General features: G+C 44.2%; 13 protein-coding genes and 1 riboswitch. Of the genes, 12 read left to right on the forward strand and 1 reads right to left on the reverse strand.

The window, feature by feature from the left end; translation table 11 throughout:
- Nucleotides 1-4 precede the first annotated feature (4 nt).
- The 9 genes from pyrE (at nucleotide 5) to NSS65_RS07910 (ending at nucleotide 6,911) form a co-directional block, all read left to right on the forward strand.
- Nucleotides 5-643 carry an orotate phosphoribosyltransferase gene (gene pyrE, locus NSS65_RS07870; RefSeq protein ID WP_061109820.1) on the forward strand — a complete coding sequence of 213 codons (639 nt, stop codon included), beginning with the start codon at nucleotides 5-7 and terminating at the stop codon, nucleotides 641-643.
- 188 nt (nucleotides 644-831) lie between these two features.
- Nucleotides 832-934, forward strand: a riboswitch (SAM riboswitch).
- Nucleotides 935-1,008: 74 nt separating this feature from the next.
- Nucleotides 1,009-1,155, forward strand: a complete 147-nt coding sequence (locus NSS65_RS07875; protein ID WP_073205135.1) for a YezD family protein — start codon at nucleotides 1,009-1,011, stop codon at nucleotides 1,153-1,155.
- A 45-nt stretch (nucleotides 1,156-1,200) separates the two neighbouring features.
- Complete coding sequence (locus NSS65_RS07880; protein ID WP_024424224.1) at nucleotides 1,201-1,902, forward strand: phosphoadenylyl-sulfate reductase; 702 nt, start codon at nucleotides 1,201-1,203, stop codon at nucleotides 1,900-1,902.
- Nucleotides 1,903-1,915: 13 nt separating this feature from the next.
- A complete protein-coding gene (locus NSS65_RS07885; protein ID WP_025092551.1) occupies nucleotides 1,916-2,980 on the forward strand; it encodes an inorganic phosphate transporter in 1,065 nt (354 codons plus the stop codon).
- Between the two features lie 57 nt (nucleotides 2,981-3,037).
- Complete coding sequence (gene sat / locus NSS65_RS07890) at nucleotides 3,038-4,174, forward strand: sulfate adenylyltransferase (RefSeq protein WP_125586826.1); 1,137 nt, start codon at nucleotides 3,038-3,040, stop codon at nucleotides 4,172-4,174.
- Between the two features lie 14 nt (nucleotides 4,175-4,188).
- The gene (gene cysC, locus NSS65_RS07895) at nucleotides 4,189-4,782 is read left to right on the forward strand and encodes an adenylyl-sulfate kinase (protein WP_024424221.1); all 594 of its coding nucleotides are present in this window, start codon (nucleotides 4,189-4,191) and stop codon (nucleotides 4,780-4,782) included.
- A gap of 29 nt (nucleotides 4,783-4,811) precedes the next feature.
- The gene (gene cobA / locus NSS65_RS07900; protein ID WP_326135099.1) at nucleotides 4,812-5,567 is read left to right on the forward strand and encodes a uroporphyrinogen-III C-methyltransferase; all 756 of its coding nucleotides are present in this window, start codon (nucleotides 4,812-4,814) and stop codon (nucleotides 5,565-5,567) included.
- Between the two features lie 74 nt (nucleotides 5,568-5,641).
- Nucleotides 5,642-6,427: a sirohydrochlorin chelatase gene (locus NSS65_RS07905; RefSeq protein WP_087978864.1), complete on the forward strand. Its 786-nt coding sequence runs from the start codon at nucleotides 5,642-5,644 to the stop codon at nucleotides 6,425-6,427.
- Nucleotides 6,408-6,911, forward strand: a complete 504-nt coding sequence (locus NSS65_RS07910; RefSeq protein ID WP_120207075.1) for a bifunctional precorrin-2 dehydrogenase/sirohydrochlorin ferrochelatase — start codon at nucleotides 6,408-6,410, stop codon at nucleotides 6,909-6,911. The genes NSS65_RS07905 and NSS65_RS07910 overlap by 20 nt, the downstream gene beginning before the upstream one ends.
- A gap of 34 nt (nucleotides 6,912-6,945) precedes the next feature.
- Here NSS65_RS07910 and NSS65_RS07915 read toward each other — a convergent pair whose 3' ends face one another.
- On the reverse strand, nucleotides 6,946-8,655 hold the full coding sequence (locus NSS65_RS07915) for an NFACT RNA binding domain-containing protein (protein WP_034281729.1): 1,710 nt from the start codon (nucleotides 8,653-8,655) through the stop codon (nucleotides 6,946-6,948).
- A 165-nt stretch (nucleotides 8,656-8,820) separates the two neighbouring features.
- Between NSS65_RS07915 and NSS65_RS07920 the strand changes: the two genes are divergently transcribed.
- From NSS65_RS07920 to remA, 3 genes are all read left to right on the forward strand, one after another.
- Complete coding sequence (locus NSS65_RS07920) at nucleotides 8,821-11,496, forward strand: calcium-translocating P-type ATPase, SERCA-type (protein WP_034281732.1); 2,676 nt, start codon at nucleotides 8,821-8,823, stop codon at nucleotides 11,494-11,496.
- Nucleotides 11,497-11,579: 83 nt separating this feature from the next.
- Nucleotides 11,580-12,455 carry a YicC/YloC family endoribonuclease gene (locus NSS65_RS07925; protein WP_034281735.1) on the forward strand — a complete coding sequence of 292 codons (876 nt, stop codon included), beginning with the start codon at nucleotides 11,580-11,582 and terminating at the stop codon, nucleotides 12,453-12,455.
- 76 nt (nucleotides 12,456-12,531) lie between these two features.
- Nucleotides 12,532-12,801, forward strand: coding sequence for an extracellular matrix/biofilm regulator RemA (remA, locus tag NSS65_RS07930; protein ID WP_008344898.1), 270 nt, complete (start codon nucleotides 12,532-12,534; stop codon nucleotides 12,799-12,801).
- The last annotated feature ends 8 nt before the right edge of the window (nucleotides 12,802-12,809 follow it).

The raw sequence follows: 12,809 nt of genomic DNA on the forward strand, positions 1-12,809 counted from the left end.
CCAGATGAAATCAAAAATCGCGAAACATCTATTACAAATCAAAGCGGTCTCATTAAAACCAGACGAACCGTTTACATGGGCGAGCGGTATAAAATCACCGATCTATTGTGATAACCGCCTCACATTATCATATCCAGAAGTCAGACACGACATTGCGGAAGGTCTAAAAGATTTGATTCTCACTCATTTCAAGGGAGCAGAGGTTGTCGCGGGTACTGCAACAGCAGGCATTCCGCATGCGGCATTAGCAGCAGACCGCTTGAACATCCCGATGTGTTATGTCAGAAGTAAGCCGAAAGCACACGGCAAAGGAAATCAAATTGAAGGGGCCATATCGAAAGGCCAAAAGGTTGTCGTCGTCGAAGACCTTATTTCCACAGGAGGCAGTGTGCTTGAAGTGGTCGCTGCTCTTCAAGCTGAGGGCTGCGAGGTATTAGGAGTTGCCGCAATCTTCACATACGGACTGCCAAAAGCAGCGGCCGCTTTTCAAGAAAAAAATATTCCGTATGTCACCCTGACAGACTATGACACATTGACAGACGTGGCACTTGAACTGAAAGCGATTGAGCCGTCTGCGATGAACAAACTAAAACGTTGGAGACAAGACCCTTCCTCTGAATCTTGGATGGAAGAAATGGTCTGAAAAGAAGACAAAGGACTAGAATGAAGAGCAATTTAGCTTATCGTTAACAAAAGCTGTGCCTACCCGCACGGCTTTTTTATTTGGGTAAAAATAGTAAAATAGACTCAAATTTTAATAAAAACTAATCCTATCAATAAAGTCGGGTTGACTTTTGTTTGAATTGTGTTAATATTTAAGACAAATTGAAACTCTTATCCAGAGAGGTGGAGGGACTGGCCCGATGAAACCCGGCAACCTGCGATTCGCAAGGTGCTACTTCCTGCAAAATGATTCTATTTTGAAAGATAAGGAAATTGTGAGCTTCCTCATCTTTCTTTCGGACTGAAAGAAAGTTTTTTTATTTTAACGGTGAGGAGGAAGAGGAGATGGAAGTGAAACAAAATCAGGATGAGGACTTAGTAAAGCATATGCAAGAACTGATTGGGGATATGAAATTCGGTTCAATTACGTTAATTGTTCAGGACGGTCAAGTGATTCAAGTGGAAAAAAACGAAAAAATTAGATTAAAGTAGTGCGGAAAATAGCAATATGAGCGGTACTCCGGAAGGGGAGAAATCATGTTAACTTATGAAAATTGGCAAGAGCCGTCCATTACATTTCAAGAGGATGATTTGTATAAAGGAGCCCTGTCTGTACTGAAATGGGCGTACGGTCATTATGGTGACCAGCTCGTATATGCGTGCAGCTTTGGGATTGAGGGCATCGTTCTAATTGATCTGATTGCAAAAGTAAAAAAAGATGCGAGAATTGTCTTTTTAGATACAGGTCTGCATTTTAAAGAAACTTACGACACAATTGATGCGGTAAAGGAAAGATATCCGGGCTTAGATATTGTACTGAAAACGCCTGAGCTGACGGTTGAACAGCAAAATGAGCAGCACGGTGATCAATTATGGAAAACAGATCCTCAAAGCTGCTGTCATATGCGTAAGGTCATTCCTTTGCAAGAAGCCTTATCTGGTTATCCAGCATGGCTTTCTGGTTTAAGAAGAGAGCAGTCACCAAAACGAGCAGGGACGAATTTCTTAAATAAGGATGAAAAATTCAAATCAGTGAAAGTATGTCCGCTTATCCATTGGACGTGGAAGGACATATGGAGATATGCATCTAGAGAGGAACTTACTTATAATCCGCTGCATGACCAAGGATATCCAAGTATCGGCTGTGCACCGTGTACACAGCCAGCATTTACTGCAGATGATCTGCGTTCTGGCAGATGGTCAGGCACAGCAAAGACAGAGTGCGGATTACATGAGTAAGGGAGCATAATGTATGGAAATCGCCGCAATTTTATTTAGTCTATTCTTTGCTTTAAACATAGGCGCAAGCGGAGCAGCTGCTTCTATGGGCATTGCGTATGGATCAGGTGCCATTCAAAAGCCCATTTATGCGCTCAGTTTTTGTGCAGTTGGGATTTTAGCAGGTTCAGTGATTGGCGGCGGTGAGGTCGTCAAAACGATCAGCTCTGGTATTATGCCAGAATCAGTCATTACACTTGAAATCGTTTGTATTATCATTGGTTCTGCTGCACTATCACTTTTCATAGCAAATCTGATGGCGATTCCTTTATCAACAAGTGAGGTCACAGTAGGGGCTGTAGTTGGTGTGGCAGTCGCATATAAAGTTTTGTTTGTGAAATCCATTTTAGTGATTGTGGCATTTTGGGTCATCATCCCGCTTTTCGCCTTTCTTTTTACCTTTGCTGTCGTCAAAATCATCAGAATGTTCCCTAAACGGAAGCTGTCTAAAAAAGGCACAGCTATTTTATCTATCGTTTTAATTCTCAGCGGATTTTTAGAGGCATTTTCAGCCGGTATGAACAATGTGGCAAATGCCGTCGGCCCGCTCGTCGCTTCAGGGGTTTTGTCAGTTGGGCAGGGAACACTTTACGGCGGAATCTTCGTCGCAGCAGGGGCCCTCTTGCTAGGCAGAAGAGTACTGGAAACAAACGGAAAGAAAATTACCCGCTATCAAACAGGCGAAGGGATTTTACTTTCGAGTACCGGTGCCGGGCTTGTCATCGTCAGCTCTATTTTTGGGCTGCCCGTTCCACTTACGCAAATCACCTCCTCGTCTATTATCGGGCTTGGAATGGCAAAAGGCGGGCCTAACATTTTTCACAAACATGTGGTGAAAAAAATGCTGAAAGTATGGGTGGTCTCACCTTTCTTATCACTCAGCCTATCGTATTTGCTTGTGAGCCTTTTCTTAAAAGGAGACTATTACTCTATCTTTATCATGATGAGTGTACTGCTTGCCTCACTTGGTGCGCTGAGTCTGATGAAAGCAGTCAAAAATGAAAGCAGCTCTATTCATGAACAGGGCGGCGGGATTTAACCATAAATCCGACTATTAACATCTAATAAATATGAACATTGAGAGGAAGATGAACAAATGAGTTTAACACCACATGGTGGCGTATTAATTAATCGAGTAAATGAAGAATATGATCTCAGCACGGCTGCGAAGGAAATTGAACTAGATGCGATTTCCTTTGCAGACCTTGAACTCATTGCAATTGGCGGATATAGTCCAATTGAAGGGTTTTTAACAAAAGCGGATTATGAAGCAGTTGTAAGCAGTATGCGGCTAGCAAGTGGTGTCGTTTGGTCTCTTCCTATTACACTGCCAGTGACAAAAGAAAAGGCTGCGGAAATCCATCAAGGCGATATCGTGCGCTTATCCTACAATGGAACTGTATATGGGGTCATTGAAGTAGAGGATCAATACACACCAGATAAGGAAAAAGAAGCGGTGAATGTCTATAAAACAGATGACCGCAATCATCCAGGCGTGAAAAAATTATTTGAACGCGGCGATACTTACATTGGCGGGAAAATTACACTGACGAAACGCAGTGAAAAACCATTCCCTCAATTTACGTATGAGCCAGAAGAAACAAGACGTCATTTTCAAGAAAACGGCTGGAAAACCATTGTTGGTTTCCAAACGAGAAACCCGGTTCATCGTGCTCATGAATATATTCAAAAAACAGCACTGGAAACAGTCGATGGTTTATTTTTAAATCCTCTTGTCGGTGAAACAAAATCTGACGACATCCCGGCAGATGTAAGAATGAAAAGCTATCAAGTGTTATTGGACGGTTATTATCCAAAAGACCGCGTCTTTTTAGGTGTTTTTCCTGCTGCAATGCGTTATGCTGGACCAAAGGAAGCCATTTTTCATGCGCTAGTACGGAAAAATTATGGCTGCACCCATTTTATTGTCGGAAGAGATCATGCAGGTGTTGGTGACTATTACGGCACATACGAGGCGCAGGAACTATTTGATCAATTTACAAGCGAAGAAATCGGCATTACTCCATTAAAATTTGAACACAGCTTCTACTGTAATACATGTGAAGCGATGGCCACTCCAAAAACGTGTCCTCACGACAAAAGCGAGCATGTCATTCTTTCAGGTACAAAGGTTCGAACAATGCTGAGAAACGGTGAATTACCACCAAGCACGTTCAGCCGAAAAGAAGTCATTGAAACATTAATCGAAGGATTAAAAACGACGGTATCTTAACGGGAGGGTATGACATGAGCAACGAACATATCGTGTGGCATGATTCATCTATTACAAAAAAAGAATATCAACAAAAAAACAATCATACGAGCGGCATTATCTGGCTTACAGGTCTAAGCGGGTCAGGTAAATCAACGATCGCGAATGCAGCTGCAAGAGAGCTGTTTGAACAAGGCTACCAAGTCACAGTTCTTGACGGCGATAATGTGCGGCACGGACTCAATAAAGATCTAGGGTTTTCAGATGATGACAGAAAAGAAAACATCCGCCGGATCGGAGAAGTGGCGAAATTATTTGTGGAGCAAGGAACGATTGTCATCACTGCTTTTATTTCTCCATTTCAGGAAGACCGCCACACTGTCAGACAGTTGGTCGAAGAGGGAGAATTTCACGAAGTGTTTGTCAAATGTGATCTGAACGTGTGTGAAGAGCGTGATCCAAAAGGGTTATATAAAAAGGCGAGAAACGGTGAAATTCCATTTTTCACTGGAATCGATTCACCGTATGAAGAGCCTGCTGCGCCTGAGCTCGTATTAGATACAGGGGAATTATCCCGTGAGGAATCTAAACAGCGTCTTGTTGATTATGTAAAAGGAACAACGAAATAATCGCCTGATGGCAGGGGGAGAAAAGCAAGATGGGGAAAGTATACATTGTGGGTGCTGGACCCGGTGACCCAGATTTAATCACATTAAAGGCCTATAAGGCGATACAGCAGGCAGATGTCATCTTATATGATCGTCTTGTCAATCAAGAAATTCTCGCCCATGCCAAACCGGAGGCGGAATTGATTTATTGCGGCAAGCTGCCAAATCATCATACAATGAGGCAGGAAGCCATCAATGAAGCGCTTGTGGCTCATGCAAAGGAAGGGAACGTTGTCGTTCGGCTGAAAGGCGGCGACCCCTTTGTCTTTGGCCGCGGCGGTGAAGAAATCGAATGCTTAGCTGAGCACGGAATTCCGTATGAGGTCGTCCCAGGAATTACTTCTGGGATTGCAGCGGCTGCTTATGCGGGCATCCCTGTGACACATCGTGAATTCAGCTCAAATGTTGCTTTTGTCACGGGCCACTATCAAAAGGATGAACATTTTGAAGAAAAGTGGGAGGCGCTGGCTACAGGGATTGATACTCTTGTGATTTACATGGGTGTCAAAAACGTGGAAAGAGTGCAGCGCCTGCTTTTAAAAAATGGACGGGACCCAGAAACACCCGCTGCATTTATACACTGGGGAACCACATCGAGGCAAAAGACAACTTGCTGCACGGTGGCGACACTGTCTGAAACTGTTGAAAAAGAAGGGATCGAGCATCCAAGTTTAATTGTTGTTGGAGATGTCGTTCATTTTCATCAAAAGCTGAACTGGTTTGAACCCGCATTAATCGAGAAATGAGAATGGTAGAGAAAAGACACGTGCATACATCGTGTCTTTTCGTCTGATGAAAACAAGTGAGAGGGAGGAGCCGCATGAAACAAGCTGTCCTTTATGTTGGGCATGGAAGCAGGGTGAAAGAAGCACAAGATAAGGCCATTTCTTTTATGAAAAGCTGTATGCCGTTAGTGAAAGCAGATATACAAGAAATTTGTTTTTTAGAGCTGACGGATCCTTCTATAGAAGAAGGATTTGAGGCCTGTGTGAAAAAAGGAGCGACACACATTGCAATCGTCCCGCTCCTCCTTTTAACTGCCATGCATGCCAAATCGGATATCCCGGTCGAAATTGAGAAAGTGCGCGCGCGTTTCCCGCAAGTGAAGGTCACATATGGAAAGCCGATCGGGGTGAATCAAGAAGTAACAAAAGCGGTTGCCGCAAGAATTAAAGAAGCAGGATATCAAGGCGAGCGCGCTCGGATTCTTTTAATTGGCCGCGGGAGTTCTGATCCGGAGGTGAAGCGAGATGTGTTTGGCATTGCAGACGATGTCCGAAGCCTGCTTCCGCATGCAGAGGTTCTTCCGTGTTTTATTACAGCATGTGAGCCAAATTATCGAGATGTTCTCGCGCAGTTATCAGAAGATGACGATGGGCCTGTTTATATCGTTCCTTACTTACTGTTTACGGGGATTTTAATGAAAGAAATTGAAAGTGAAGCCGCTCAGGCGAGAAAGCGGCTGAAAGATGTCCGGGTATGCCGGTATATTGGCTTTCATCCGCATGTCAAAGCGGCTTATATTGAACGAGTGCTAGAAACCATTTTAAACAAAGACGATGCGTTTCGTTTCCGAGGAGAAAGCCATGCTTCCAGTCCATCTTGATTTAACCAATAAACAAGTGGTCATCGCCGGCGGCGGATCTGTTGCATTAAGAAGAGCAAAGACATTGTGTACGGAGCCTTGCCATCTAACTGTTGTGAGTCCTGATCTTTCTGAAGAGATGGCGTGCCTCATTGATACATACGCATTGAATTGGAAGGAAAAGAAGGTGGGCGCTGAAGATTTGAAGGATGCGTTTTTCATTGTAGCTGCTACAAACGACCCTTCGGTAAATGAATGGATTGCACAAACAGCGCAGCCTCACCAGCTCGTGAATTGTGTGAGCCAATCTGAGCTCGGTAATGTGATGGTGCCGAAGGTTGTCAAAGCAGGAAAAGTGACGATTTCAGTCTCTACAAGCGGTGCAAGCCCCGCCCGGACAAAACAGCTGGCTGCGGCAATTGAATCCTTGCTTGAACAAGAGGATATTGACGCACTTGATGCCCTTTACATCGAAAGAAAAAAACGACAAAGAAAAAGCCGATAAAATCCTTACAGGAGATTTTATCGGCTTTTTTTATTTATTTTCTCAGCTTGAGCACAAGATCTTCGTCAGGTGTGACAAATAATGTTTGCTGCTGATCATACGTAACAAAGCCTGGCTTTGCTCCGTTTGGTTTTTTCACATGCCGGATTTTCGTATAATCGACAGGAACGGAGCCGGACTCTTTTGCCTTCGAGAAGTAGGCGGCAATTTGAGCCGCTTCAAGCAGCGTTTGTTCATCAGGTGCTTGGTGGCGGATGACGACATGTGATCCAGGAATATCCTTTGTATGCAGCCAAATATCATCACGAGCAGCTGCCTTTGTAGTCAAATACTCGTTTTGTTTGTTGTTTTTTCCGACTAAAATTGGTATGCCTTGGGACGATTCATACGTTTCGAGCTGAATGGCCGCCGGTTTTTTCTTTTTGGCGTGGCGCTTTTGTTTGGCGCGCAAATATTTTCCTTCAACAAGCTCTTCTCTCATTTCCTCTAAATCCTTCGGCGAAGCAGAGGACAGCTGCTGAATCAGCTCTTCAAAATAAGCAATTTCTTCATGTGTCCGCTTAATTTGTTCATTTACAGCTTCTACAGCATTTTTTGCCTTTTGATATTTTGTGAAATATGCCTGTGCATTTTCAGAAGGGGTTTTATTTGTTTTGAGCGGGATCGTGATTTCTCCGCCGTCTTCATCGTAATAATTGATGACAGTCGCTTCTTTATCCCCTTTTTTAATCGCATATAAATTGGCTGTTAACAGCTCACCATAGAGCTGATATTTGTGTGCATCTTGAGATTCTTCAAGTGTTCTTTTTAGCTTTTTCAGCTTGTTTTCATTTTTCTTTTTTTCATTGACGACAAATCGTTCAAGGTCTGCCGCCTGCTGTTTGACTCTGTCTCTCTCAGCTTTTCCGAAATAAAAGCGGTCAAGCAGCTGGCTGAGTGAGTCGAATGTCTTCATCTCGCCATGGACATGCTGAAGCTCTAATAAATAAAAATACTCTTTCCCGTCTTTTCTTGTGAGCTGCGGCGTAAAAGAATGCATGCGAATGAGCTGGAACATGTCGAGCAGTGTATTTGGAATTGTTTCTTGATTGGCAAGGCCGGCCCGGTGTACTGCTTCCTTTGCAAACAGCGGGGAAACCCCAGAGAAGGTATCGACAATTTGATTCGCGATCTTTCCTTCTTGAAAGCGTAAATGCTTCAAAATATCATCCTTTGTCACGTCAAAAGGATTCAATTTTTGCTGCGCAGGCGGCAGAAGGTATTCATGACCAGGAAGCACCGTTCGATAGCTGTTCACAGATGGAGAAAGGTGTTTTAAACCATCAATGATCTGCTGCGTTCCATCCTCTACAAGAATCAAATTACTATGACGTCCCATGATTTCAATGTAAAGCTTACGCGTCTGTTCATCACCGATTTCATTTCGGCTTCTCACATGAAGCACGATCACCCGGTCAAACCCAATCTGTTCAAAACGTTCAATAAAGCCACCCTCAAGATGCTTTCTGAGCAGCATACAAAACATCGGCGGCTCGCTTGGATTGTCGTATTGATGCTCTGTGAGCTGCACTCTCGCATAGCTCGGATGAGCCGATAAAAGCAGCTTGTGATTTTTCCCGTTTGCCCGAATATGAAAAATCAGCTCGTGTTTATATGGCTGATGGATTTTTGAAATCCTCCCGCCAGTTAAAGTCTCTTGCAATTCATTTGTCATACCATATGTAAAAATGCCGTCAAATGACATGTTGGATACACCCTCTTCTTTCACACAAATCTACTGAAAGAACCTTCCGTTTTCTCGTTCTTTAGGCAGTCTTATTATTATAGCATGATTTAGGACGAGTCTGAATAAACTGGCTTATAGAACACTGCATATGAGAGAGAACAAAAGAGGAGTGGACGAGGTCAAATGAATTGGCATGAACTGAACCAAACCGATTTATTAAAAACAATGAATACATCGATAGGTGACGGACTGTCAGAAAAAGATGTACAAAAGCGGCTTGAAAAACACGGGCCAAATGAATTGCAGGAAGGAAAAAAGGCGTCGGCTCTGATCATTTTTTTAGCACAGTTTAAAGATTTCATGGTGTTAATCTTGCTGGCAGCAACAATCATTTCTGCCTTTTTAGGAGAATACATTGATGCTGTTGCAATTGTAGCCATTGTTTTAATTAATGGTGTACTCGGCTTTTATCAAGAACGCCGGGCGGAAAAATCCCTTCAAGCGTTAAAAGAATTATCAACTCCGCACGTGTATGCAAGGAGAAATAATGAATGGGTCAAGATCCCGTCTAAACATCTCGTGCCAGGGGATATTGTGAAATTTTCAAGCGGAGACCGGATTGGGGCAGATATTAGATTACTAGAAACAAAGAGCTTAGAAATCGAGGAGTCCGCTCTCACTGGTGAGTCCATCCCAGCGGTCAAACACGCAAGTCCGCTTTCAAGCGGTCATGTCTCTCTCGGAGATTTGACGAACATGGCCTTTATGGGGACGCTTGTCACTAGAGGCAGCGGCGTAGGGATTGTCATTGGTACAGGGATGAATACGGCGATGGGACAAATTGCCGGCATGCTGGATGCAGCAGGTAACATGGAAACGCCGCTGCAAAGACGTCTCGAGCAGCTTGGGAAAATTCTGATTGTGGCTGCTTTATTTTTAACGGTGCTCGTTGTTGTTCTCGGGGTTGTGCAAGGACATGAATTGTATCATATGTTCCTAGCGGGAGTATCTCTTGCTGTTGCGGCGATTCCAGAAGGCCTGCCGGCGATCGTCACTGTTGCACTTTCCCTAGGGGTGCAGCGGATGATCAAACAAAAATCGATTGTCAGAAAGCTCCCCGCGGTGGAAACACTCGGCTGCGCGTCAATCATTTGCTCAGATAAAACAGGAACGATGACGCAAAATAAAATGACCGTGACCCATGTGTGGGCAGAGGGGAAAACGTGGAATATTTCTGGCACAGGCTACGAGCCATCCGGTGACTTTACCTTGAACGGAGAAATCGTCCATGCTGACAAGCACCCAAGCCTGCAAAAGGTGTTATTATACGGGGCGCTTTGTAATACATCGACCATCGTTGAAAAAGACGGGGAGATGAGGCTTGATGGAGATCCGACAGAGGGGGCGCTTCTCACCGCAGCACGTAAAGCGGGTTTTACAGAGCAATTCATCGAAGCTGGATTTCATGTCATTGAGGAGTTTCCTTTTGATTCAGAAAGAAAGATGATGTCAGTCGTCGTTGAAACGAATCAAAAAGAGCGGTATGTCATTGCAAAAGGTGCGCCGGATGTACTAATGAACCGTTCAAGTCATATCATGCACGGCGGGCGCACAGCTTCTTTTTCAGCCACTCACAGGCAAGAAACAGAAGCTGCAATTCAAGGCTTAGCAAGACAGGCGCTTAGAACCATTGCCATTGCCTATAAAAAAGTCGGTCTGACGGAAAAAATCACCTCTGTAAAGCAGGCTGAAACCGATTTAACATTGATCGGGTTAGAGGGCATGATCGATCCACCGCGCCCTGAAGTCAGACGAGCGATTAAAGAGTGCCGGGATGCCGGGATTAAAACGGTCATGATTACAGGCGACCACGTAGAAACGGCCAAAGCGATTGCCAAAGACTTAAGCCTTTTACCGAAGCAAGGACAGGTGCTCGACGGAAAAGCGCTTGATCAGATGAGCGACAAAGAGCTTGAGCAAACGGCTGAAAATGTATACGTCTTTGCCCGGGTTTCCCCTGAGCATAAACTGAGAATTGTCAAAGCCTATCAAAAAAATGGTCATGTTGTGGCGATGACAGGTGACGGGGTCAATGATGCGCCTGCCATTAAACAAGCAGATATTGGCATTTCCATGGGCATCACTGGAACAGACGTAGCCAAAGAAGCGTCTTCTCTTATTTTACTTGACGACAACTTTGCGACCATAAAATCCGCCATTAAAGAGGGCCGGAATATTTATGAAAACATTCGTAAGTTTGTCCGTTATTTGCTGGCATCAAATGTCGGAGAAATTTTGGTCATGCTGTTTGCGATGCTCCTCGCGCTTCCGCTTCCGCTCGTTCCTATACAAATCTTATGGGTAAACCTTGTCACAGATGGTCTGCCGGCTATGGCACTTGGCATGGATAAGCCAGAAGGCGATGTCATGAAGAGAAAGCCGCGGAATGTGAAAGAGGGCATTTTTGCTAGAGGGCTTGGCTGGAAGGTCATCTCAAGAGGATTCCTCATCGGGCTTGCGACCCTTTTGGCATTTATATTTGTGTATCACCGCGATCCAAACAACCTGCAATATGCACAGACTGTCGCATTTAGTACGCTTGTTTTGGCGCAGCTCATTCATGTATTTGACTGCCGCAGTGAACGGTCCATTTTTGAACGTAATCCATTTGGGAACCTTTATTTGATCGGTGCGGTTTTGTCATCACTTTTACTCATGTTTGTGGTCATTTATTACCCGCCGCTTCAGCCGATTTTCAAAACGGTGGCGGTTGCACCAATTGATTGGCTGCTGATCATTGGGATGTCAGCACTGCCAACTTTTTTACTGGCAGGATCACTTTTGACAAGAAAAAAATAATTGATTATGGTATAATTTTGAGGTAATAGTGTCTGCTATTACCTTTTTCATTTTATTAATATGAAAGAATTGGGTGTTTTGACATGATACGCAGTATGACGGGATTCGGCCAAGCGAGTAAAACGGATGGAGAACTGACAGTGTCAGTTGAGCTAAAATCGGTCAATCACCGTTTTAAAGAGGTTCATGCCCGTTTGCCGAGGCCGCTTTTATATTTCGAAGATACATTAAAAAAGATCATTCTTCGTCACGTGCAGCGCGGTAGAATTGAGCTGTTTGTCACGATTGAAGGCGGTAAACTAGCAAGCCGGTCCTTACAGATCGACTGGCCGCTGCTTGATGAATACATGAAAGCCGCAAAAGACCTCGAAGAACGCTATCACATTTCAGGCATTCAGCATGCACATGACTTATTGGGGCTGGAGCTTGCCGTTCAAGTGGAAGAGTCAGCCAGCCGAAATGAACAGTTAGAGCAGCTGCTGATGGAAGCTTGCGAGGCTGCTGTCAAGGAGCTTTGCTTCATGAGAGAGCAAGAGGGCGCATCACTTCAAAAAGACTGTGAACTGAGGCTTTCTGAACTAGAGGCCTATACAGAAGAAATCAAAGTCTTTGCACCAGAGGTTGTGAGTCAGTACAAAGAACGATTGAATCAGCGATTGCAAGAATGGATCGGAGAGGCGCTTGACGAGAGCAGACTAACGACAGAGGCTGCCATTTTTGCTGACCGGTGTGACATTACAGAAGAGATTACGAGACTGAAAAGTCATTTTCAGCAGTTTCAGCAAATCTTGCTGCAAGGCGGTGCTGCCGGCCGAAAACTTGACTTCCTTGTACAGGAGCTCAACCGTGAAGTGAACACCATTGGATCAAAAGCGAACCATCACCATTTAACAAAGCTGGTGGTTGAAATGAAAAGTGCTATTGAAAAAATAAAAGAACAAGTGCAAAATATAGAATAGTCATTGTGTATGCTGTTTACAGTGCGTCTCTTTCGGCGAGACTAGAGACGTTTATATTACAGGGGGACGAAAGAAGATGACCATAAAGTTGATCAATATCGGATTTGGAAACATCATTTCAGCGAATCGGATGATTTCGATCGTCAGTCCGGAATCAGCACCGATTAAACGAATGATACAAGACGCAAGAGATCGAGGCATGCTCATAGATGCTACATACGGAAGAAGAACCCGTGCTGTTGTCATTATGGACAGTGACCATGTCATCTTATCTGCCGTTCAGCCTGAGACTGTCGCGCAAAGACTTTCTGTAAAAGAAGAAATCATAGATGAAGGGCAGGGGTAATACGCCAT

The organism is Bacillus sp. FSL K6-1006 (genome assembly GCF_038593175.1).
Classification (GTDB): Bacteria; Bacillota; Bacilli; order Bacillales; family Bacillaceae; genus Bacillus; species Bacillus safensis.

What these genes read in the sequence shown, in the direction of transcription:
- pyrE (WP_061109820.1), top strand. Translation starts at nt 5, where the DNA reads ATGAAATCAAAAATCGCGAAACATCTATTACAAATCAAAGCGGTCTCA.
- NSS65_RS07875 (WP_073205135.1), top strand. Translation starts at nt 1,009, where the DNA reads ATGGAAGTGAAACAAAATCAGGATGAGGACTTAGTAAAGCATATGCAA.
- NSS65_RS07880 (WP_024424224.1), top strand. Translation starts at nt 1,201, where the DNA reads ATGTTAACTTATGAAAATTGGCAAGAGCCGTCCATTACATTTCAAGAG.
- NSS65_RS07885 (WP_025092551.1), top strand. Translation starts at nt 1,916, where the DNA reads ATGGAAATCGCCGCAATTTTATTTAGTCTATTCTTTGCTTTAAACATA.
- sat (WP_125586826.1), top strand. Translation starts at nt 3,038, where the DNA reads ATGAGTTTAACACCACATGGTGGCGTATTAATTAATCGAGTAAATGAA.
- cysC (WP_024424221.1), top strand. Translation starts at nt 4,189, where the DNA reads ATGAGCAACGAACATATCGTGTGGCATGATTCATCTATTACAAAAAAA.
- cobA (WP_326135099.1), top strand. Translation starts at nt 4,812, where the DNA reads ATGGGGAAAGTATACATTGTGGGTGCTGGACCCGGTGACCCAGATTTA.
- NSS65_RS07905 (WP_087978864.1), top strand. Translation starts at nt 5,642, where the DNA reads ATGAAACAAGCTGTCCTTTATGTTGGGCATGGAAGCAGGGTGAAAGAA.
- NSS65_RS07910 (WP_120207075.1), top strand. Translation starts at nt 6,408, where the DNA reads ATGCTTCCAGTCCATCTTGATTTAACCAATAAACAAGTGGTCATCGCC.
- NSS65_RS07915 (WP_034281729.1), bottom strand. Translation starts at nt 8,655, where the DNA reads ATGTCATTTGACGGCATTTTTACATATGGTATGACAAATGAATTGCAA.
- NSS65_RS07920 (WP_034281732.1), top strand. Translation starts at nt 8,821, where the DNA reads ATGAATTGGCATGAACTGAACCAAACCGATTTATTAAAAACAATGAAT.
- NSS65_RS07925 (WP_034281735.1), top strand. Translation starts at nt 11,580, where the DNA reads ATGATACGCAGTATGACGGGATTCGGCCAAGCGAGTAAAACGGATGGA.
- remA (WP_008344898.1), top strand. Translation starts at nt 12,532, where the DNA reads ATGACCATAAAGTTGATCAATATCGGATTTGGAAACATCATTTCAGCG.